Consider the following 21,975-nt stretch of genomic DNA (forward strand, 5'->3'; position numbering starts at 1 on the left):
TTATAACAATAACTCTCTACCCAACCTATATTCATGCAGTTTTATTTTTTTCTAGTTATTAAGGTTGTAAATCATCTAACGTCCATGTTACATACCCTGTAAATGACTCTCCTGCTGCTTGATCTGCTTTGGCATCTGTTACAACTAATTTAGCATCTTTAATCAATGTTGCCACGCCGCCTTTAACATCATTCGCTGCTTTTTTCTCTAAAACAGCTTGACCAGTTGTTTCACCAGCTACTAAAGTCATTGCTTTCACTTTACCATCACCAAGTGTAATTCCTGCATTTGGATCTAGTGTTCCTAAACTTCCAGAAGCTTCTGGTTTATTTGGGATGTAGTCATTGTCTTCACCAATCGTGTCGCCGATCGTGTATGATTGTGCATCACTTAAAGCGAACGTTAATTTTGAAGCCAATGATTTCGAACCGTCTGTTGATTTCAGTTCAGATAAGCTAGCTTTTAACGCCCAAGGAGTGGATACCGTTTTTCTGTCATCATTGACAATCAAATATTGGTTACTTTGGATCACATTACTAAATGTTGCTGAATTTCCAACAGCTTTTTGTTCCCCAAATTGAAAACTTGATGGTTTCCAAACAAGTGCTAAGTTATCTTTATATGGTTTGTTTTCCCCTTGAACTGTTGGTTCATCCGATTTAAAATTGACCCCAACATCTGTTTTATCATCAAAAGATTTCGCATCCGCTGTATTTGCAAATAACAACAAAGTTGCTGCTGATAATAAAGTAATCATTACTGTTTTTTTCATTTTTATACCATCCTTTAATAGCATAAATATAGTTTGGTGACAGTTACTGTTATAAGTTGTTCATAAAATTATTTTAAAAGTTCTATTTGCTCTCGTAAGAGTGTGAATAAATAAGTAATCAAGCCTAAACTAGTTAATGTAATAAACAGTAAGCTGAAATTTAGAAGTAATCCTTGTTTCTTTTTTCTTAACTTTTTTATTAGAAATACATCTCTTGCCAAAGTGGTCAAAAATACTAATAGCGACACAATTGCAATGCCTCCCAATATAAAAATCCATAAATAATCAATCATTTTGTTTCCCCATCCTATAATTTAGTTAACATAATATTTTTCAAACTATAAACTCCGACTAAAATAATAAGCACTGAACAGCCTATAAGTGTCCAAATCAAGGAAGTGATTAAATCCCCTGTAGAAGGCAGCTTGCCTTTGTGAGTAATCGACAGATTTCCTTCTGGTAAATACAAACCTTCGATAATCGGTTCCTTAAGCGTCGGGGCTTCACTTTTAAAAAAAGTGATCTTTAAATCTGTTGTATCAGATTTACTAACTGCTTCTGCGGATCCCCACGTTTCACCTCCCAAGATTGTAGTCAGAAAAAATACTAATACAATATATTTTTTCATCTTACTTTCCTTCTTTCTTTTTTCTTTTTTTCCGTCTTTTCTTCCATGCTATTTCCATTTTTTTTCTTCTTACTAGAAGTGATAGCGTAATTATTCCCATTAGAATAAAACATAAGATCGTAGCTCCTTTAATCCAAATCGGTGTAATAATTTTAAAGCTACTTTCCTCATTCATCTTTTTTGCTTGTTCAGCTGTAATCTCGAACTCTTTTTCAAATGACCACTCAGAATAACCATTGTTTGCATTCATTGTTAAAATATACGTGCCAGCTTTAACTGAACGCGTTCCCCAATCCATTTCAAAATCAAATTTACTGTTAGGAGCCAACATATAATTGTCTACTTTCCTTTTCTTTAAAACAGTTTCTTGGCCTTTTTCTCTGACTTCGGCTATTATTTCCAACTCTGAAAGAATTTTCGACTCTGGATTTTGTAATGTTGCTAAGATCATTTTTTTCCCACGTTTAAGTGTTGATTTCGCATCTAAGATATTTAATGTTTTTGAATCTTTGTAATCATCGCCCGTTTCAGATGTAATCAGTCCGATTCTATAAGCGAATTTACTAGATACTTGTTTTTCATCGTCTGAGTCGTCTTTTTCAAAAACCAATGCGCCCATCTTGACGCCTTTATAACTGTCTTCCGGTGGCGTTACTTTAAATAAAACCTCTTTTTCTTCATACTTCTCAACGGTTAAACTAGGAGTTTCTACTTTGACTATAGAAGAAATTGGCTGCGATAAGGTTGTATCTAATAAGCGTTTATCCTCTGTATATTCAATCGTTCCGTTGTTTCCGGTAAAAGCATTGGTGGTATACATTTTCACCTTGATTGGTTCTTTTTGGGTACTTTTCACTTTTACTTTTAAAACTTGCTCTTCTCCAGGCACTGTTTGGACATAAAAGTAATTTTTGTTTGGATCAATTTGCTTTCCGTTTAAAACAGCTGAAACGGTATAACCTAAATTGGATGACTCTTCCGCTAAAACTATGTTAGGAAATAAAAACAGAAACCAGATTATCATCAAAGTTAGATAGATTAATTTATTTTTTTTCATGTACTTTTTAAATGCTCCTTACTTTAAATAGTTAACGTGTCGTTTTGTCTGTTGCTTCAATATACATATCCATGTAGTATTTTCCATCGGCTTCTAAATAGATTTCCTCCGCTAAATCAACACCTTCTTTTTCTGTCCATTCTCTCTTGAACAATTGACTCTCTTTTTGCGCCTCTTCTTCTGTGTCAAAAGGACCCTTTACTTCAAAGAGCTCCTCTTCCTCATCGTGCAGTCTATTTTTATAAGCTCCCCAATTCGCTAAAATGAAGATGATATAAACTAAACTTGCAGCTAAAATAAAGAGGATGAAAAAAATAATGCCACATAAATTAATAAATAAAGCCAAGCAGTAACCTACATTTAGAAACAAGAAAAACTGATAGTTCGACTGCTTTTTCTTCTGAGTTAGGTAAATAAAATAAGTAAAAAATAGTGTCAGTGACATGAATAAAAAGCTTAAAACAAAATAGAGAAATAATTCCTGCCAATTCTCATTCAAAAAAGATAGCAATCGCAGAAACATCGATAAACGCTTATCTATATAAAAGTATGCTTCTTTGTAAAAAGAATAAAAATCAACTAAATAGATTACCCAAATACAAGCAAGTAGCCCTTCTAGGAAATAGAATTTCCAAGGTATTCTCTTTGTTACGGCTGTTTTGTCCATTACTGCATTCAGTCCTTTATCGTTTTTTTTATTACATGTCACAACATCAAATACTTAACATATACCCTTTAGATCGTACGGTTTTTATAAAAATCGGTTTTTTTACATTTTTTTCAATTTTTCTCCTTAAGTGATAAACTATATTTGCAATTCTATACTGCTTATTTTCTTCAGAATCATCTTTCCACATTTCCTTGTATATCATGTCATAACTAACGGCCATTCCTGAATGACGTAATAACAGCTCAAGCAGTTGAAATTCTAATTTGGTTAAGACAACTTCTTTAGTCCCTCCTATCAATACACTGACATTAGTTGGAATCAACTTTAATAATTTATCGTTAGAATGAACTTCCGTTGTACTGATACCTTTCTCTTGCTTCTGATTGATTCGAAGTAACGCATTTTCCATAATAAAAGTAATTTCTTTTGGTCCTCTATTTAAATCAAAGACTTCGTCTGCACCTAATTGTAAATAAACAAGTTTGCCAACTGAGTTTTTGGAGACTGTCATGATCCAGATATAACAAGCCGATTTCCTTTTTATCTTAGAAATCAATTCACAAATCATACTTAAATGATTGATATCTTCTTCTAAGATAATAATTGCATGTACTGTTTCTAGCGCCTCTAAGTTCGCTGTCATTTCAATGATTTTATGTTTTTGGTTGATTTCCTCTATGTTGATGTTGTTTCCTGTAGCTTCTCCTAAAGAGAGCATTCCTATGTTGCACATTTTTATCCTTTGCTCCTTTTTCTATGTATTATGTCCAAAAAAAACTTTTTTTATATCGAATCTACAAAAATAATAGTATATTATTTCATTTTATTTTGTTTTCAATATCGTCACAGCCTGGAGAAGTTATTGAAATTCTACTTTTTTGGAAACAAAGATATTCTGATAGGCGCTCAGCAAACATCCATGTTATGATAGTGGCAAGATTTTGAAAGGGGTTGTTAGATACGACATGGAAACTATTTTTATGAAGAAAAATGAAACCCTTCGTTTCGAATTGTTAAAACAACTTCTATACGCTAAAAATGGGGCAACAACACAACAAATGATGAATTTGTTCACTATTTCCAGTAAAACCTTTTACCGTTATAAAAAACAACTTAGTGATGATCTAAACCACGTTTTTACACAAAAAGAAGTCACAATCAAAAAAAAGAAACTCCTTTATCTCATTGAATTAGCCCCTTCATTGACCTTTAGTTACGTTCTGGACACTATGAGGTTGTATTACATAAAAATTTCACAAAAATTTTCGATTCTTGAAGCTATTCTAAGAAGGCATTATATTTCTGTGGAATCACTAGCTCAGGATTTAAACTTAAGTCCATCCCATGTTTATTCAAATTTAACGTTTTTAAATAAACTTTTACGCCCATTCGATCTAAAAATTTCTTTCTCCTCTTCCCTTTATAAAACAAATATCCAAGGCGCTGAACAAAATATTCGTGTTATGGGGTTTGTGTTGTTCTGGATCGTCTATAGAGGGTTAGAATGGCCGTTTGTAAAAACTCCTAGTATTTATCAAAATTTGCCGTCGCCTGTAAATAATCAAAGGCTTTCTCCTTCACAACAAACTAGACTTAGGTATTTTCAAAATGTTACCTACTGGCGTGCACTATATAGAAAGGAACCTTTGACTCTTTCAAAAGAATTTTCGGATTATCTTGTCCATTTTGAGAAAGTAGCTCCAACTAGATTGTTTTCAGTTTTAGAGCACATAGATTTTGAACAAGTAAACGAGAAGGATGAAGCATACTTCTTTGGTTTCTTATCAAGATTTCTTATTGCTAATATTGACTCTGTTGAAGAAAAAAGACGGATTGCTCAAGCTTTGATTCACTCAAAATTGCCACTAGCCAAGTTGAGCAAACATATTTTAGATAAGCTTTTAACGACTTACAAAGTCAAATTATCTTCTGACAACTATTTAGAAAATTACTATTTCCTGATTATTTCTTTGCTCTACATCCGCTTTATTGGCATAAATTTCAGGCTATTCCTTGTTGATGATACTAGTGATTCTAAAGCAAAATGGTTTTCTTCAGATGAATCATCCTACCGTGCCTTTGTAAAAGAAACGCTTCTCAAAGAACCTTTGCTACGTAAATACATGAATGCTGGGCTCATCTCGTTTATGGCTAAATTTTTCCATTCTATTTTAAAAAGCGGAGAACGAGAGGCTACGTTACGAATCTTCATCCAGCATTCTATCAATCATTTTATTTATGACTTCATCAAGAATAATTTACTTATTATTTTTGGAGATTCAACCTTAGAGTTTACCTTTGATGTAAATGAAGCCGATGTGATTATTTCAGATGCTTTTGAAGGAGAAGAGTCTAACGAAAGAACATTTCATTTTGAACATTCACATGATGAATCCTCTTGGAAAGAGCTGATTCTTTTTATCAGCGGAAAAATCTATGCATTGCATAATACTTGATCAGATTTCACTGTAGAAAAACACTTTTTAGCCTAAATATAACTGGCGATTATCATAATGTTCGACAATTTTTTTCTCTATCTCATCAAGTAGCAATGCAAAGTCTGAACTATTCGAAAAAGAAGAAATAAAGATTTCTTTAGCTCTGGTATCCTTTTCCATTAGCTGAATGTCTGTAACGATAATATCTGGAGAGGCAAACTGATTTTTGACAAATTCTACCTTATCACTGAAAAGTAATTTGATTTTCTGATATATAATAGGACCTACAAATATTTTCGAATTCTGAATTAGAATTCGAACTTTTGGAAAATCGACTTGCGTAAACTTTACTAAAATCGTATATGTAACCAAATAAGTATAATCCGTCAATGTTTCTTGAGATGTATATTTTTTGATTGCTTTAAAAAAAGAACCATACTCTGTTTTTGTAATTAATTCGTCAATAACATTTCGAATTTTTAGTTGAATTTTTTTCTCAGTCGAATCAGCACAGAAAAAGGTTTTTTCATCATAAATATAGTAGAACATTCTCGGATCAATAAAACAGGTCTCCATTAGCAAATGCATCATATCTAGCTCTTTTCTGATTTTCCAATAAACAAGTGGTGTGCTGTTTCCTTGAAAAAATGTCTCAATCAGTTTTTCAGTTAACATCTGACTATATCTTACTAATTTGAAATTTTCTTCACTAAAAAATTTTTTATGTTCCTCTATCACGAATACCTCTTCATCTACCAAACGCTCTTTATAAAGCAGCAGTAAAGCGGCACTTGTTTCATTCCAGGCTTGTCTTTCTGGGCGATTTTTCTTTAAGTGGAAATACTCAAAAAATACCTTTGTATATTTTCCTTCCTGAAATTTTTCAGATAAGTCGGATAAGATGGATTTTTTCACGACTTTTTTTTGACTGATACGAATACTGCTGATATAAATCAGCAAACATATCTTCCTTTTATTTATACAACTCATTTTTTCCCAGTCTGTTATTCGCTCACTAAAATACTCACTGATCTCGTTATAAACATTCAGCCCAAATTCCCAAGTATTTGATGCATTAAAAAAGAAAAGAAAAAAGAAATTCCGAATTCTAAACTCCTCTCCTTCAATTTCATTGATTCGTGTCAAGCTTAATCCACATTGATTCAATATATTTTGAAGTTTTCTTCGATTACGCGAAAAAGTTGCTGGACTGATAAACTCCAAGTCACAAAATGATATCGCATCTATTCGCTCCATTAAGAAGATATGTCTAATCATTTTATACAGAATTGAGTTTTTTAACTGTTTATTGCTAATGCTGACTAAATCAAGATTATTGGCATATACTCCTTGGACTGTATTATGTATGTAAGTTACTTTGAACTGTTCTTCCGTAAGAGTCAGCTCTTGCTCAAATTGTCTAATAATAATTGAGACTGTTTTCTTTGAAAGTTGTGTTGCTTCCGCTATTTCTGATAAACTTACCTCCTTTCTTCTATTGGCAATAAAACTCAAGACTTTGATTCGTCTGTCGTATACATCATCTAAAAAAATTCGCATATCCACACCTCCTTTTTAACATTTAAATATCTTTTTTAAACAAAAAAATACATCGTCAATATCATACCTGTTTAATATAAGTTTGTTTTTCTTTCACTTCTCTCCCTTCAAACATTTATGAAATAACAACTATTTATATTAAATTATTTTTTATATTTTTTTTATTCAATTAAGACGATTTTTTCGACAAAAAAGTGGAATATACGCCAAATTAGCATCAAAAAAAAGAGTACCCAATAGTACTCTTCCAACTAGTTTTTACACTACACAATCTTTATAGACCATCACATTGATACGTTTTATTCAATTTGATAATTTCTTGTTTATGTAGTGCTTTCAGCTCTTCTGGTGCAATTACTTGCGCCCCATTACCAAACATCAATAAGAACGGTAAGATCGTTTTTTGTTGATTTGCATAAATTCTAATATCTACATACGTTTCTTTGATTTCAATTTCATCCTCTGTGTAGTAATCATATAGTTTTCCTAAGTCTTCTTTTTTAAAACGTAAGTGAATTTTATCCTCATTGTTTTCCATCAGTTGCTCATCCAAATGTTCCACAGGTTCAAAGGTTTCTTCTTTCATAACCAACTGACGGATTCTAGTTACTTTAAAATATCTAAACGCTTCACGATGCTCGCAATAAGAGTGAATGTACCAACTCCCATTCATTAACATTAATTCATAAGGCTGAATTACTCTATTTGTGTGTTCACCAAGGTTATCCACATATCGAATCATTATTTTCTTATTTCGTTTTAATGCGAGACTGATTTGATTTATTTTCGATTTGGTTTCACTCTCAATTTCTGGTCGATGCATGGTTGGTGACTTAAAGGAAAAGTGATTTTTTTGTTTATTTCTATAAGATGTTTTTACTTGTAGTTTCGTAATTTTTTCTTTGATGATCGTTTGGTCATCAATCATCCCAAACAAGCCTTCTTTGACATTTAATGCATTTAAAAGTGCGTCTTTCTCCGATTCACTATACGTATATGTTCGTAATTTAAATGAATTGATCAATGAAAATCCGCCATTACGACCTGGGTGTGATATAATCGGAAAACCTGCCATTTCAATCGTTTCCATATCTCTGAAAATCGTTCTTTTGGTGACATTAAACCGTTGAGACAATTGAGCGGTTGAAACAACATCATCATCCAAAAGAAGAACGATAATTGCTAATATCCGTTCGATTTTTTTCATGCTTGACCTCCATTTCCACTAAAAAAAAACAGAATAAATTTTAAATATTTCTCTTTCATTATACAGAAAAAAAACAAAACTGGCCTATTTGGCTAGTTTTGTCCTATTCGTTAGTCACGATATTTAATTGCCAATCCTTTTAGGAAATTTCTTGCATAGCGGTCACCACATTCTTTGTAATTTCGGTGACCTTCTTTTCTTAAAATGGCACTTAGTTCACTATCTGAAGCGTAAACTCCTGCAAGCCTAAGCACATCCAACATATCATCACTTGTAAGCGTCAATGCGATTTTTACTTTTTTTAGCAATACATTGTTGACGTTACTTTGGCTGGTGATCAAGAATGTTGGCTTAGGTGATACACCATTTTTCACAGGCGGTTTGCCTCTTTTATAAGTAATCAAGCCGTTTAAGAAAGCTTCTAGTGTACGATTGGGACAAACTGCATCCCGTGGTAGTTCATCTTCCTCATTTTGTTTTGTTAATAAAACCCGTAACTCTTCTCTTGTGATTTCTAAATCACCTAATTTAAAAATTTTGAGCATATCTATATCTTTAATATCTAATGCATAGCGTAAACGAATCAATATATCGTTATTATTCATCTTTCTCCTCCAGAAAATGTATCATTATTTCTTTAGTATAAAGCTTTCTTTCAGAGAATGCATCCATTTATTTTGATTTGTCAAAATAAATGGATGCCCGTTTTAACTATACTATGCACTAGGATATACTGTTATAGCCATCTGGAGTAAGAATAAATGCTACATAATCATCAGATTGCATTTCAAGTCGACCATTATCAGTCTCATTAGTAACATTATTAAAAACTTCTACCTCTTCTGAGGGAATCATCGCACCGACTAATCAACCTCTGATTCTTTTTTAGGCAACACATAGAGCGTTTCAAGTAGCTATAAACTGCCAATTCGTTAGTACTAAATTTCATAATAACTATCACTCTTTATAATACAGATTGAACTGACGAATAATTTAAATCTAAATCCGTTGCAACTGCCTGATTGGTCATTGCACCATTTAATGTATTAACACCGGCAAGTAATGCTGGATTTTGCTCCACAGCTTGTTCAAAGCCTTTATTGGCTAACTCTACTACATATTGCAATGTCGCATTCGCTAAAGCAAATGTTGCTGTTTGCGGTACTGCTCCTGGCATATTGGCTACAGCGTAATGAACCACACCATGTTTAACATACGTTGGATGTTGATGCGTAGTCACTTCATCAATCGTTTCAAAAATCCCGCCTTGATCGATCGCAATATCAATAATCACCGAATACTCAGGCATTAGAGCAACCATTTCTTCTGTTACTAATACAGGGGCCTTACGTCCTGGAATCAATACGGCTCCTATCACAAGATCTGCATCTTTGACTGCTTCTTGAATATTAAAATGGTTTGAAACAAGCGTTTTAACAGCCCCGTTGAACTGGTTATCGATTTCTTGTAGCTTCTTGATGTTTACATCTAAAATCGTAACATCCGCCCCTAAACCTAGTGCTATTTTGGCTGCGTTACAGCCTGAAATCCCCCCGCCAATGATTGTTACCTTGCCTTTTTTCACTCCTGGAACGCCACCGAGTAAAATTCCTTTTCCTTCCGGGACTTTTTCTAAAAACTGAGCGCCGATCTGCGCTGCTAAGCGTCCAGCAATTTCACTCATTGGTGCCAACAACGGTAGCTCTCCTGTTGTCAGTTGAACACTTTCATATGCAATCGTTTTCGTTTTTCGTTTCATTAATTCTTCAGCTAGTGGTTTGTTAGCAGCTAAATGTAGATAGGTGAATAACACCAAATCTTCTCTTAAATATTGATACTCTTCTTTTAAAGGTTCTTTTACTTTTAACACTAATTCTTGCGCCCACGCTTCTTCAGCTGTTTTTACGATTGTTGCACCAACCGCTATATACTCTTCATCTTGGATCGAAGCTCCTAGTCCGGCATTTGTTTCAACAAAAACTGTGTGACCATGTTTAATGAGATCCAAAACCCCTGAAGCAGGTAATGCTACTCGATTTTCGCCATTTTTGATTTCTTTTGGAATACCAATTTTCATTATTCAGGATCCTCTCTAACTCATTACTTATCATTTTATTTTATAAGCTACTTACTAGATTATAGTTTAATGAAAGTTCATCTGCAATACATAGCGAAAACTTTAATTTTCTCTCACTTTTTTAATTCTTTGTTTACATAGGAGACAGCACCAAAGCAATTCCTAGGTTACACTTCGATCGCATTCTTATATATCACGAAGAACGAAGTGATTCGATGCTACACAATATAAGGTGTCTGAAAGACACCTTGCTTTCTTTATTTTTCTAAGTGCTAAAGCACTAATAGTTGAAGGCTACTGAATTGATGTCGCACAGTTCTTATTCTCTATTATTATCCAACTTCAACTTTCAAACGCCAAGATGAACCACAACGATCGACTATTTCATTCAATGTCTCAATATTTTCTTTTCCTTGTGTAGCAAACCAATCACGCCCCGCTGCCTCACCTTTAGTAGCAAAGGGTTTTACGCCTTCTCGCCAAGTCGCACGTCCACATAAAACTCCATTAAACTTAGAACCTGCTTCTTTGGCAAATTCCAACGTTTCTTGGAATAATTTTGTTGAAACACCAGCGCTAAGAAAAATAAATGGCAATTCCGTTAGTTCACTTTGCTTTTTAAAATAACCTAATGCTTCTTTTTTACTATAAACCACTTCGTTTTCAGCAAATCCTTCCACATAGTTCATATTGACTGGTACTTCCATTTTTAAAACATCAATATGATATTGTGGCTTAGAAAATTCAATCATCGACTCTAACACTTTATGAGGTTTTACTCTGGCAAATGCCGCTGAGTTAACATCGGTAATTTCAGTATCATAGGTAACAATCTCTACAAAAAGAGGGATATCTTCACCCAAGCATTCACTGCCTAAACGCTCTACAAAAACATGTTTTACTTTATTGATTGCCGCAGGCTCGTCTGGATCATAATAAAGTAAAAACTTGATTGCATCGGCACCGGCCTCTTTCAAACGTGAAACAGACCAATTTTCTAGCAAATCTGGCATTCTACCAGGGGTTGAGGTATCATAGCCAGTCTTTTCATACGCTAATAACAAACCGCAGTTCTCATCACGAACTTTCGTTGCTGGCAACCCATACTCTGGATCAAGTAGAATAGCCGAGGCATGTGGTGTTAGTTCCTGCGATGCTACTTTTTTGAAATCAACAATTTCTTCCCCTGTTGCCATGGTACTAGCAGCCGCAATCATTTTCTTCAGTGAACCTCGTTGGTCTATTGCCAAGGCTTCAATCAAACCTTTTTCATTCGATAAACGATTTAATGCATCCATTTTAGCTTGACTGATTTTAATCATGTTAACAGCTCCTTTACTCTTTTACGAGGAATCCTTACTCTTACTTTTAAGTATACTCTCTGGTATTTATAAAGACAAAGGAGATGATGAATGAAAATAGATAAAATTTCTGCAATCAAAAAGCGAACCTTATTTTTATTTTTTCTAGGTGTAATCCATTTTATTTTATAGTTAATTCCGTCGCCAACATACTTACCTGATTTCCTGAAATGAAACAAACCAATCCATCCTCAAGTACATACAACAAAATAATTTAGATGATTTCTCTTGACCTGATACCCGTTTCATACTTTATAGTGAAAAAAAGACAGGAGGAATCAACTTATAATGAATAGTATGCTTGAATTGACAGATCGTTTGGGCTTAGATTATTACTTTGTTTCTTTAACAACTGGAGATGATTTACTCATCATTCGGAGTTTGAATAACTATTGCAAACCGATCGATAAAGCAGTAAAATTGGCTGACATAAAAGGATTGACGTTTGGCGCAGAAGGCGAGCTTGATTTTATCTGTTTTGATTATGAAAACGATCATTATCACTTTATTGATTATGGCAATCACTTAGTTCCTTTTTTAAGCAGTGTTCTACGGCCTAAGAGCGTTAGTTATTAAGTTTGAAAGGAGTCATCTATGGCAAATATACGCGATATTGCCAAGTTATCAGGTTATTCCGTCACGACTGTTTCACGTGTTTTGAATGATCATCCTTATGTATCGGAAGAAAAACGGGCTAAGATTTTAAAAATCATGCATGACCTTGATTATATACCTAATGCCAAAGCTCGTAATTTGAGTAGTGGCAAATCAAAACATATTGCGGTTATGATTCCTTATGCCAACCACCCTTATTCTGACAAAATCGTCAGTGGTATTTTAAGCGCAGCCTTTAATGAAGGGTACAAAGTGACCCTATTACCCACAAATTATGATCCTAAGGTTGAAAAACAATATTTAGATGACTTAGCTGCAAAAGCTTGGGATGGTATGATCATCACTTCGAAAAAAATTTCTTTTGAAATGATTGCAGGTTATTTGAAATATGCACCAATCGTTTGTTGTGAAGATACTGGTGATTTTCCGATTGCTTGCGTGTCTATCAAACGTGAAGAATCGTATATTAACCTGTTTAAACGATTGAAAATACAAGGCTATTCAAAGATTGGATTGACGGTTGGAAGATCAGAAACTATTAGCGCTAGCACGGCCTTAGTCCTTGAAGCCTATCAAACGATTTTTGGTCTATTGGACGATACGATGATTGTGAGAAATTGTCGTTCTTTTGAAGACGGACGACAAGCTGGAATTCATTTTTCCAACGTAAAAGAACTTGATGTGATCGTAACCAATGGTGACGATGTTGCAGCCGGTATTTTACAGCACATTGAAAAGGCTCAAATAACCGTTATCGGTGAGGAAAATTTATTATCTAGCCGACTGCTTGGTTTTTCCACTATAGATCATCATTTAGATCAGTGTGGAGAAGCAGCTTTTCACTTACTATTTTCAACATCAACTAACAGCATTACCATTCCTTATACTTTTATCCAGCGCACATAATGGTTTAATCACAATAAAAACGATAAAACATGTGTGGACAAAAGTAACTTCTTCGGAAATAAGCTAAAATTCACAAAAATTTTCGTGAATTCCCTCTTATTTCTCGAGGTTAAACACTTCTGTCCATCTCATTTTATCGTTTTTATTCTTATCTTTTATGATATGTTAGTGCTTGTTCAATACAGAAGCGTAGCTCATTGATTGGCAGTTCTTCAGCAGGATCAAGAACAATTGCTCGATTCTTAGAAAATTCAAAGGCATCACTAAATAATGCTCTAAACTCTTCTACTAAGGTTGTTTGGCAGTGAAAAAACAATGCAATTTTTTTATCACCAAAACGATCGATCCGAATTGGGCTGCCTGATTTACTGAATTTTGTCGCATAAGACGGCTGATTCCATTTCAAACTTTCTTCTAACTCACCTACGATTATCAGTCCTGCAGCTGTATTAAAAATCAACTCTCTTATCTGTAACAGCGGCTGACGATAATCCATTGGATATTGTTCAAAAACATTTGCTACGTTTATATCAACCATTTCTTTCATTCTAATCCCTCTTTTAGAACTATTATTTTTTTATAGGAATCCATAATTCGCACCGATAATCCTTAGCTTCCATATCGCCTAGCGGATAGCATTCCACTCTTGATAGTTCAGTATTCTCAGCCACTGAGTCATCGCTCCACAGAGCACTTTTTTGTAGTTTCAGTTTCATCAAGTTATTTGGTTCAAATGGTTGTGTTTCATCGATTGCTGTAACACCAGCTGAAATTGCACCAATACATTCAAACACTGCCCAATCTGATTTTGGAAATTGAATATGTACCCAAGGCTCTTTATTGATTTCCTGAGGTTGTGCATTCGTCCCAATCATATAGTTAAACGAGTCTTGTTGATTTTTGTTACTATTAGAAACACCTAGAATACCTTGTACAGTACCATCTGCAACAGACATCAACTGATTCATGTTGTGTTCTGTTAAATTTGACCAGAATTGTGATATTTCATAAAAATTTTCATTTTTTTCAATTTTAGTTATTTCTTGTGTGTATCCAATAACTCCAAAAGCTTCTTTTTTTTCGATTTTATAATTCATAGGCTCATCTCCATTTATGTGATGACTATAAATTAACAGATAAATGACGACATCTATATGTCATCATTTATCAAATTATAAGTCTGCTGAAGTGAACACCTCAGATACATCATCCTCTTCTTCTAACTTATCAATTAACATTTGAAGCTGCTCTTGTTGATCAGCATCTAGTTCAACTAAGGTTTGTGGAACCATCGTTAACTCTGCTTGAGCTAAAGTATAACCATCTTTTTCCAAAGCATCTCGAACCGTAGTAAACTCTTCAGGTGCCGTATAAATTTCAAAGACTTCGTCCGATGTTTCCAAATCATCAGCTCCTGCTTCCAATACATGTTCAAACATCGTATCTTCATCAACAGAAAGTCTGGAGCGCTCAATTGCAATATATCCTTTACGATCGAACATATAACTAACAGAACCTGTTTCACCTAAAGAACCACCATTTCTAGTAAATGCAACTCGAACATTGGTTGCTGTTCGATTTCGGTTATCCGTCAAGGCATACACTAAAATTGCAACACCAGCTGGTCCATATCCTTCATACGTAATCTCATCATAGTGTTCATTTTCGCCTGCACTACTAGCCTTTTTGATCGCGCGGTCAATATTGTCATTGGGCATATTAGCTGCTTTGGCTTTATCCATAACCAGTCTCAACGCTGCATTAGTTGCAGGATCTGCGCCTCCAGCTTTGGCTGCCATATAAATTTCTCTTGATAATTTTTGAAATATCTTGCCACGTTTTGCATCTTGCGCATTTTTTCTCCCTTGAATATTTTTCCATTTACTGTGACCTGCCATTTGTTATTCCTCCTACTCAACGCTTAGTATTATCCATACCTTATCTTTTTTCGAAAAGCTAGATAATAGTACTACTAAACAATTCATTTATCTTCTATTTTACTATGCTTCTTAATAGTTGCAACCTTTACTCTTGTCCTAAACGTTTGCTACACTAAAAAGAGATCAGAGCAAGAGCAGCCTTCATTGAAAATCCAGAGAAGGTAGCTAAAAGTCTTATCAATGAAGCCTTTAAATGCAAAAAAAAACAACTTATTTACATGGGGAACATTTTAGTATTCATCCACACACTCCTGATTTATCTTTCCCAAAATAGTGTTTTAACCATTTAAAATAAGCAAAGGAGAACAACTGCCTTTCAACAATTGTTTTCCCTTGCTTATCTGCTTTACTCTTTAACATCAAGGCAAAGCTTCACACCACGTAACATAAATACTTCGCCATTCTTCAATGGAATCGTACACTCTTCTTGATTGCCATTCAGCAGTTGAATATTGACACATGCTGTATCTGGAAATATCCGATAAGCCAACATTCCTAAACTAACGATTGTTGTCGTATCTCGTACCTTCCCTTTACTGATCGTTACATTCTCCATATTCAATCACTCCTCACTACTATTATAGAAGGCTTTCTTTTGAAATAACTGAATTTTTCATAAGTTTTTTTCATTTTATTATAATAACGGTATAACTGGTTCAGGTAATTCTCGCTGTTTAATTTCTTCCCAAGACAAAACATTTTGCCCTTTAACTCTTAATTTTAAGAACTTTCCAGGTGACAACTGCTTACCAAGTGAAACATATTCCAATTTTCTTGTCTCACCTTTTCTAGTATAACAAGTTTGAATATAAGCAAAATTTTCTATTTTACTGACTGCATCTAGATATTTATAGTCATACTTACTAGTTGTCTTAACGTATAGTGTATCGTTTTTAACAAGAGGATTTAAGTTATCTATCACAGCTGCAGCTAATGAAGTATTGTTGTACGTATAAATTCTAAGTCCGACAATCCCGACTGCGAAGACAATAATCGTTGCTAGTATCGCTTTACAGAAACGTTTCACAATATGTCCTCCACTTCTTTCATCGGTATTTTCATTCACTCTAGTTATCATAAATTTTTTTACATTGGTTTTCATCCAGCTTAGGGCTGATTTTTATAATTTAATTCTAAAAATAAAAATACCAATCCCTGAAAGTTAGATTTTTTAGTCTAACTTTTAGAGATTGGTTCACTAATCATAAAAGCATTGTGTTTTTTATTTTTTCTTCATTTTTTTGATACCTATTACAAGTAAGCAAAGAAGAACTGCTGTTAGAGCACCAATAGAGTCCAGCATAACATCTTGAAACAACGGTGTCCGTCCACCGGTCAACATTTGATGGTATTCGTCTAAACCAGCGTAACCAGTTGCTGTAAGCCATGCCACAACACCTATCAAAAGAGGTTGTTTGATTTTCATATTCAATCCGATAAACCAACTACCGCCTAATAAAAAGTATGTTCCAAAATGTGCGCCTTTACGAATAAAAAACTCTACAAATTTAGCATACCCTTTTGCTTGAATACTAACTTCACTTCCAGCATAGTTAAATGAGATTCCTTTTAACTGTTCTTCAAATGGATGATTATTCAATAGCTTATCCAGTAACCCAACTTGAGATTGTTGCTCATAGGTTTGAGAAGAACTATAAAACAAAACAGCCATAATCAAAAATGCTACGAAGATATAAAAATTACTATTTTTTAACTGTTTTTTCAATTCGTCACCTCTTTCCTTTTATTATAGTAGCTTTTTTAAACAAAATAAACAATCACTCATTCCTTTTTTCTTATGCTATACTAGAAGAAATGAATTTAAGAAAGAAGGAATCCTATATGACTTATTCGCTTGTTTGGGATCTAGATAGTATCTTCCCTGGCGGTAGCCAATCAGTACAACTAGAACAACGATTAACAAAATTGAAAGAACAAAGTAATCATTATCATCAATTGATTGAACAATGGACACCAGAAAATGATATCGAGTATCAAGAGCTACAACAAATTCTAACTTTACAAGGAACTATTTCTGACGGTTTTTCACAATGTAGTAGCTTTATCAACGCATTATCATCCGCTGATACAAACGATAAAAAAGCTAAAGTTTTATCTGGAGATCTTTTCTCCCTATTACCTGCAATTCAGTTAGCAGAAACTATTTTTACTAAAAAATTGACAGAAATTTCTGATGAACAATGGCAAGCTTTGATTGCCTTACCTGCTTTTGACGCTATTGCGTTTCGTTTAAGTGAAATCCGTCGTGATGGAATGCGACTATTATCTGAACAAGAAGAAAACATCATCAATACTCTATCTTTAGATGGTCTAAACGCTTGGAGTAGTCACTATGACACAATTGTAGCTAGTCTTTCTATTCCATTTAAAGACGGCGATCAAACAACGCTCCTTTCAGCTGGTCAAGCCTTCAATCGCATGATGAGTGATCCAAATACAGAAGTGCGTGAAGCATTATTTGTTGAATGGGAAAAAGCTTGGAGCGAAAAAGCTCCGTTATTAGCAGATACGCTAAATCATTTAGATGGTTTTCGTTTAAGTGACTACAAATTACATGGTATCACTGATTTCTTAGAAAAACCTTTAAACTATAACCGCATGCAAAAAGAAACTTTGGATGTAATGTGGGATACGATTCAAAAAAACAAACAACCATTTATTGACTTTTTAACCCGGAAAGCACAATTATTTGGAAAAGAGAAAATGGACTGGCAGGATCAAGATGCACCGATTATCTTAGGCGATTTAAAGGAAAAATCTTATAGCTTTGATGAAGCAGCCACATTCATCTTAGAAAACTTTGAAAAATTTAGTCCAGCTATGGCAACTTTTGCTAAAGAAGCATTTGAAAAAAGCTGGATCGAAGCTGAAGATCGCCCTGGTAAACGCCCAGGCGGCTATTGCACAGAGCTTCCTGAAACAAAAGAATCTAGAATTTTTATGACTTTTGGAAATTCTATCAATGAAGTAGCAACATTAGCTCATGAGCTAGGTCATGCATTTCATAGTAGCGTGATGTGGGATCTTCCTGCTCTCGATCGGGAATATGCAATGAACGTGGCTGAAACTGCTAGTACATTTGCAGAATTGATTGTAGCAGACGCTACATTAAAAAAAGCTGAGACACCTGAAGAGAAAATCAACTTATTAGATACAAAAATGCAAAATGCGATCGCAATGTTTATGAATATCCATTCTCGTTTCATTTTTGAAAATAGTTTTTATAACGCTCGTCAAAATGGACTGCTAAGTGAAGATGAAATAACAGAGCTGATGCTTGAAGCACAAAAAGAAAGTTATCAAGATAGCTTAGGAACATATCATCCTCATTTTTGGGCAAGTAAACTGCATTTCTTTATTGACGATGTCCCATTTTATAATTTCCCTTATACATTTGGTTATTTATTTAGTATGGGAATTTATGCTTATGCTAATGAACAAGGTTCTAGTTTTGAAGATCAGTATATTGCTTTACTTCGAGACACAGCATCCATGACTTCAGAAGATTTAGCCCAAAAGCATTTAGGCGTGGATCTAACGAAACCTGATTTTTGGCAGGCTGGAATTGATCAAGTGATTAAAGATGTAAATGAGTTTATGGAATTAACAGAGGCATATATTAGGTAGAAAAATTGAAGAGAGTGGTTAGAAGTAGACATACTTTTAACCACTCTCTTCTTTTAGTTTTCTTTACAAAAAAGAACCAGACATAGGTCTGGTTCTTAAACTATTAGATTACATACGTACAGCGAAACTTGGTGTAAATGAACCAACGTTGCTGTATTCAACGCCTGTACTTTCGTTACCAGCGTGGATATAACCACCGCCACCTGTAGCAATCGCTACGTGGTAAGAAGCACCTGGGCTACCCCAGAAGTATAAATCTCCAGCTTGAGCTTCAGCTACAGAGATACGTGTACCAGCACTTTCTTGTGCAACTGTATAACCACCGACATTGCGTCCAGTTGATTGCATGAATGCATAGTAGACTAAACCTGAACAGTCAAAACTATTTGGACCTTTAGCTCCCCAAACGTATGGTTTGCCAACTTGTGCTGCTGCAATACCAATTGCAGAAGCGCCAGTTGGTGGTGGTGGAGTTGGTGTTCCTGGGTCTTTAGGAACATCTGGTTGTTCAGGTTGTTGTGGTTGTTCAGGCTGTACTGGAGTTACATTACCAGTATCTGAAGTTCCCGTTGACGAACCTGTCGTTCCAGTTGTTGAACCTGTTGTAGATTCTCCCGTAGATGAAGCTGTTGTAGTACTTGGTGTTGTTGCTTTAGCCGCAGCTGCTTCTTCAGCTGCTTTTTTAGCATTTGCTGCTACTACTTTTTCTTGTTCAGCAATACGTGCTTGTTCTGCAATTGCTGCTTCTTTTTCTTTTACTAAGCCAGCTTTTTGATCTTCAGCAGTTGCTCTTTCAGCAGCTAATGTTGTTTGTAATACAGTTAAATCAGCTTCTGCTTTAACTAGTTCACCTTTTTGAGCTTCCAGTTCTACTTGATTATCTTGTAATTCTTGTAATTTTGCTTCATTTTCAGTTTTCTTTGTTTCTACTGCTTTTTTGTCTTCTTGTTGTTGTTTCACTAAGTCATTATTTGCATTAACAATCGTAGACATCGCCGTTACACGAGTAATAGCATCAGATACTGATTTTGCATTTAATAATGCATCCATATAGCTTGAGCTGCCACCGTTCACTTGTACGTCACGTGCTTGATTTTGAATAGCCACTTCACGTTTTTCAATACGTTTTGTTAATTGTGTAATTTCTTTTTCTAAGTTAGTAGAAGTTTTTCTTAATTTGCCTTGTTCAGCTAATAAAGTTTCTGCTTTTTCATTAATAGAAGCCACTTGTTCTTGTACAGCAGCTACTTGACTTTGAGCGTCAGCTTCCTTAGATTTCAATCCTGAAATTGCTTGGTCTTTTTGTTGAATTTTTGAATCCACTTCATCTGCCGATGCGATTGATGGTAATGCTACAGATGTAAGAACTAATGAGCAAGTCATTAATAATGGCAATATACTTTTCTTCACTATTCATTCCTCCGACTTTTTACTTATCATATAATGGTTCATCTTTTGAGTAATTTTCATTCTATTATTGACAACGAAATCATTGTATCATAACCACATGTCATACACATAAAAATAATGTTACAGGAGTATTTCATTTTTGAAAGTTAACTATGATAGCTCATCATCAAATTAGGTTGCAATTAAATAAAAACACTAAAATAAAACATTGGTTCTTTTACCATACTTCATTCAACGCCATATTACAAATAATCTCCACCAACAAAATCAACAGATTTTGCTAGTGGAGATTTACTCTTTTATCTAATAATTAGCCTGGAAAACGCCATACAACTGCTCTGAAGTTTGCTGCATATGGGCTTGGTGTCCAACCTGTAGTTGTAGACACATAACCAGAACCTGCTGGATTATTTGATTCAACGATTTGAACTGAACTACCGTTAACACCAACGACTAGAACTGTGTGAACGCCATCTAACCATGCATCTGGGCTAAGAGCATTCTCATATTGAACTACATCTCCGACCTGAACATCAGACCATGATACTTGAACTGCTCCAGATTGCGTATAGCCACTATGTGGACCTCCTGGAGAGAATCTAATTCCCGCAGCATTTAACCAGTTTTGAACAGCTACAATACATTCACCACTTTGTCCCCAACCTGTTGGGTTTGTTTGCCCTACAGCATTTAAGGCGATTTGTGCAGCTCTTTTCTTCGCTTCTGACACGCCACCAGTACCAATGCTACTACCACCACCAGAATTATTACCATTAGGTTTTTCTGGTGTTGGTGCAGCAGGTGCAGTTGTTGTTGTACCATTTTCTTCTACCATATTCGTTCTCGCAAGACCTGGATTTGCAGCTTGTGCTTCTGCAAGTTTCATAGCCGCTTCTGCTTCTGCTTTTCTTTGTGCCTCAGCTTGTTTTGCTTGCTTTGCTTGTTCTTCTTCTAGTTTCTTTTGAGCTGCTGCTTTTTGTTCAACATACTCTGTTTTTTTACTTTCCTCTGTTGAACGTTGTGATTCTAACTCATTTTTCGCAATTTCTTGCTCCAGTTTTAAAGTATCCAATGAAGCTTGTTTAGCAGTTAGTTCTTTTGTAGAAGTTTCTAAAACAGAAATTTGAGTCTCAACTGTTTTAGTCTTTTTTTCCACGTCTTTTTTATCAGAGTTTTGTTGTTCTAATAAATCATTGTTCGCTTTGACCAATGTTGAAATTCCTTGTACACGACTGATCGCATCTGAAATTGATTCAGAATTAAGGATAACATCTAAGTAACTTGTACTTGTCCCACTAACTTGAACATCACGAGCTTGATTACGCATTTGAACTTCTCTTTTTTGAATACGAACATTCAAATCTGAAATCTCACCATACAATGTCGTGATCTCATCTTTAAGTGTTTTTTTCTTGTCTGTTAGTTCGTCGATTTTTGTCGCTGTACTCAGCATATCAGATTCAATCGCTGCTAATTTACTTGCAGCCTCTGATTCTTTTGTTTTTAATCCGTTAATGATTTCATCTTGCTGCTCTATCTTTTTATCATAGTCATCTGCAACTGCCGCAATAGGCAATACAGCTGAGGTAAGCGCGATCGAACAAACCATCAGCGCTGATAATATACTTTTTTTCACTCTTTATTCCTCCGGCATTTACTTTTATGTATTTTATAATTTCTGTGTAT

General features: G+C 34.6%; 23 protein-coding genes and 1 pseudogene. 4 read left to right on the top strand and 20 right to left on the bottom strand.

Going from position 1 to position 21,975, the window contains the following annotated elements:
• Positions 1-58 precede the first annotated feature (58 nt).
• The 6 genes from I580_RS11245 to I580_RS11270 all read right to left on the bottom strand — a co-directional run bounded on the left by I580_RS11245 (position 59) and on the right by I580_RS11270 (position 3,860).
• The gene (locus tag I580_RS11245; protein WP_010770511.1) at positions 59-772 is read right to left on the bottom strand and encodes a WxL domain-containing protein; all 714 of its coding nucleotides are present in this window, start codon (positions 770-772) and stop codon (positions 59-61) included.
• 68 nt (positions 773-840) lie between these two features.
• A complete protein-coding gene (locus tag I580_RS11250; RefSeq protein WP_010770510.1) occupies positions 841-1,065 on the bottom strand; it encodes a hypothetical protein in 225 nt (74 codons plus the stop codon).
• Between the two features lie 14 nt (positions 1,066-1,079).
• A complete protein-coding gene (locus I580_RS11255) occupies positions 1,080-1,400 on the bottom strand; it encodes a hypothetical protein (RefSeq protein WP_010770509.1) in 321 nt (106 codons plus the stop codon).
• 1 nt (position 1,401) lies between these two features.
• Positions 1,402-2,457, bottom strand: a complete 1,056-nt coding sequence (locus tag I580_RS11260; protein WP_010770508.1) for a WxLIP family cell surface protein — start codon at positions 2,455-2,457, stop codon at positions 1,402-1,404.
• A 31-nt stretch (positions 2,458-2,488) separates the two neighbouring features.
• Positions 2,489-3,124, bottom strand: a complete 636-nt coding sequence (locus I580_RS11265) for a hypothetical protein (RefSeq protein ID WP_010770507.1) — start codon at positions 3,122-3,124, stop codon at positions 2,489-2,491.
• Positions 3,125-3,170: 46 nt separating this feature from the next.
• Positions 3,171-3,860: a DNA-binding response regulator gene (locus I580_RS11270; protein ID WP_010770506.1), complete on the bottom strand. Its 690-nt coding sequence runs from the start codon at positions 3,858-3,860 to the stop codon at positions 3,171-3,173.
• Positions 3,861-4,107: 247 nt separating this feature from the next.
• Here I580_RS11270 and I580_RS11275 point away from each other — a divergent pair, with 247 nt between their 5' ends.
• Positions 4,108-5,583 (top strand): helix-turn-helix domain-containing protein, encoded by a 1,476-nt coding sequence (locus I580_RS11275; protein WP_010770505.1) that lies wholly within the window; start codon positions 4,108-4,110, stop codon positions 5,581-5,583.
• 27 nt (positions 5,584-5,610) lie between these two features.
• Here I580_RS11275 and I580_RS11280 read toward each other — a convergent pair whose 3' ends face one another.
• From I580_RS11280 to lacD, 5 genes are all read right to left on the bottom strand, one after another.
• On the bottom strand, positions 5,611-7,125 hold the full coding sequence (locus tag I580_RS11280) for a helix-turn-helix domain-containing protein (protein WP_010770504.1): 1,515 nt from the start codon (positions 7,123-7,125) through the stop codon (positions 5,611-5,613).
• A 274-nt stretch (positions 7,126-7,399) separates the two neighbouring features.
• Positions 7,400-8,332, bottom strand: a complete 933-nt coding sequence (locus tag I580_RS11285; protein WP_010770503.1) for a helix-turn-helix transcriptional regulator — start codon at positions 8,330-8,332, stop codon at positions 7,400-7,402.
• Between the two features lie 110 nt (positions 8,333-8,442).
• Entirely contained in the window at positions 8,443-8,937 is a 495-nt protein-coding gene (locus tag I580_RS11290) for a YehS family protein (protein WP_010770502.1), read from the bottom strand.
• Positions 8,938-9,296: 359 nt separating this feature from the next.
• Positions 9,297-10,409: an alanine dehydrogenase gene (gene ald, locus I580_RS11295; RefSeq protein ID WP_010770501.1), complete on the bottom strand. Its 1,113-nt coding sequence runs from the start codon at positions 10,407-10,409 to the stop codon at positions 9,297-9,299.
• Between the two features lie 332 nt (positions 10,410-10,741).
• The gene (gene lacD, locus I580_RS11300) at positions 10,742-11,731 is read right to left on the bottom strand and encodes a tagatose-bisphosphate aldolase (protein WP_010770500.1); all 990 of its coding nucleotides are present in this window, start codon (positions 11,729-11,731) and stop codon (positions 10,742-10,744) included.
• Between the two features lie 327 nt (positions 11,732-12,058).
• Between lacD and I580_RS11305 the strand changes: the two genes are divergently transcribed.
• Both I580_RS11305 and I580_RS11310 read left to right on the top strand, forming a co-directional pair.
• On the top strand, positions 12,059-12,346 hold the full coding sequence (locus I580_RS11305; RefSeq protein WP_010770499.1) for a hypothetical protein: 288 nt from the start codon (positions 12,059-12,061) through the stop codon (positions 12,344-12,346).
• Positions 12,347-12,364: 18 nt separating this feature from the next.
• Positions 12,365-13,291, top strand: coding sequence for a LacI family DNA-binding transcriptional regulator (locus I580_RS11310; protein ID WP_010770498.1), 927 nt, complete (start codon positions 12,365-12,367; stop codon positions 13,289-13,291).
• 8 nt (positions 13,292-13,299) lie between these two features.
• On the opposite strand, the pseudogene I580_RS17460 reads toward I580_RS11310, so the two are convergent.
• The 7 genes and pseudogenes from I580_RS17460 to I580_RS11340 form a co-directional block, all read right to left on the bottom strand.
• A pseudogene (locus tag I580_RS17460) lies at positions 13,300-13,416 on the bottom strand (DUF3788 family protein); the annotation flags it as partial.
• Positions 13,417-13,439: 23 nt separating this feature from the next.
• The gene (locus tag I580_RS11315) at positions 13,440-13,838 is read right to left on the bottom strand and encodes a DUF1801 domain-containing protein (protein WP_010770497.1); all 399 of its coding nucleotides are present in this window, start codon (positions 13,836-13,838) and stop codon (positions 13,440-13,442) included.
• A 22-nt stretch (positions 13,839-13,860) separates the two neighbouring features.
• On the bottom strand, positions 13,861-14,388 hold the full coding sequence (locus I580_RS11320) for a GyrI-like domain-containing protein (protein WP_010770496.1): 528 nt from the start codon (positions 14,386-14,388) through the stop codon (positions 13,861-13,863).
• 75 nt (positions 14,389-14,463) lie between these two features.
• Positions 14,464-15,189, bottom strand: coding sequence for a YebC/PmpR family DNA-binding transcriptional regulator (locus I580_RS11325; protein WP_010770495.1), 726 nt, complete (start codon positions 15,187-15,189; stop codon positions 14,464-14,466).
• 388 nt (positions 15,190-15,577) lie between these two features.
• Positions 15,578-15,787 carry a hypothetical protein gene (locus I580_RS11330; RefSeq protein ID WP_010770494.1) on the bottom strand — a complete coding sequence of 70 codons (210 nt, stop codon included), beginning with the start codon at positions 15,785-15,787 and terminating at the stop codon, positions 15,578-15,580.
• Between the two features lie 78 nt (positions 15,788-15,865).
• Positions 15,866-16,258 carry a YxeA family protein gene (locus tag I580_RS11335; RefSeq protein ID WP_010770493.1) on the bottom strand — a complete coding sequence of 131 codons (393 nt, stop codon included), beginning with the start codon at positions 16,256-16,258 and terminating at the stop codon, positions 15,866-15,868.
• Between the two features lie 195 nt (positions 16,259-16,453).
• Entirely contained in the window at positions 16,454-16,957 is a 504-nt protein-coding gene (locus I580_RS11340; protein ID WP_010770492.1) for a VanZ family protein, read from the bottom strand.
• Between the two features lie 116 nt (positions 16,958-17,073).
• Between I580_RS11340 and I580_RS11345 the strand changes: the two genes are divergently transcribed.
• Positions 17,074-18,879 carry a M3 family oligoendopeptidase gene (locus I580_RS11345; protein ID WP_010770491.1) on the top strand — a complete coding sequence of 602 codons (1,806 nt, stop codon included), beginning with the start codon at positions 17,074-17,076 and terminating at the stop codon, positions 18,877-18,879.
• 108 nt (positions 18,880-18,987) lie between these two features.
• Here I580_RS11345 and I580_RS11350 read toward each other — a convergent pair whose 3' ends face one another.
• Positions 18,988-20,289 carry a coiled-coil domain-containing protein gene (locus I580_RS11350; protein WP_010770490.1) on the bottom strand — a complete coding sequence of 434 codons (1,302 nt, stop codon included), beginning with the start codon at positions 20,287-20,289 and terminating at the stop codon, positions 18,988-18,990.
• A 310-nt stretch (positions 20,290-20,599) separates the two neighbouring features.
• A complete protein-coding gene (locus I580_RS11355; RefSeq protein ID WP_010770489.1) occupies positions 20,600-21,925 on the bottom strand; it encodes a coiled-coil domain-containing protein in 1,326 nt (441 codons plus the stop codon).
• Positions 21,926-21,975 lie beyond the last annotated feature (50 nt).

Source organism: Enterococcus caccae ATCC BAA-1240, assembly GCF_000407145.1.
In the GTDB taxonomy this organism is placed as follows: domain Bacteria; phylum Bacillota; class Bacilli; order Lactobacillales; family Enterococcaceae; genus Enterococcus_L; species Enterococcus_L caccae.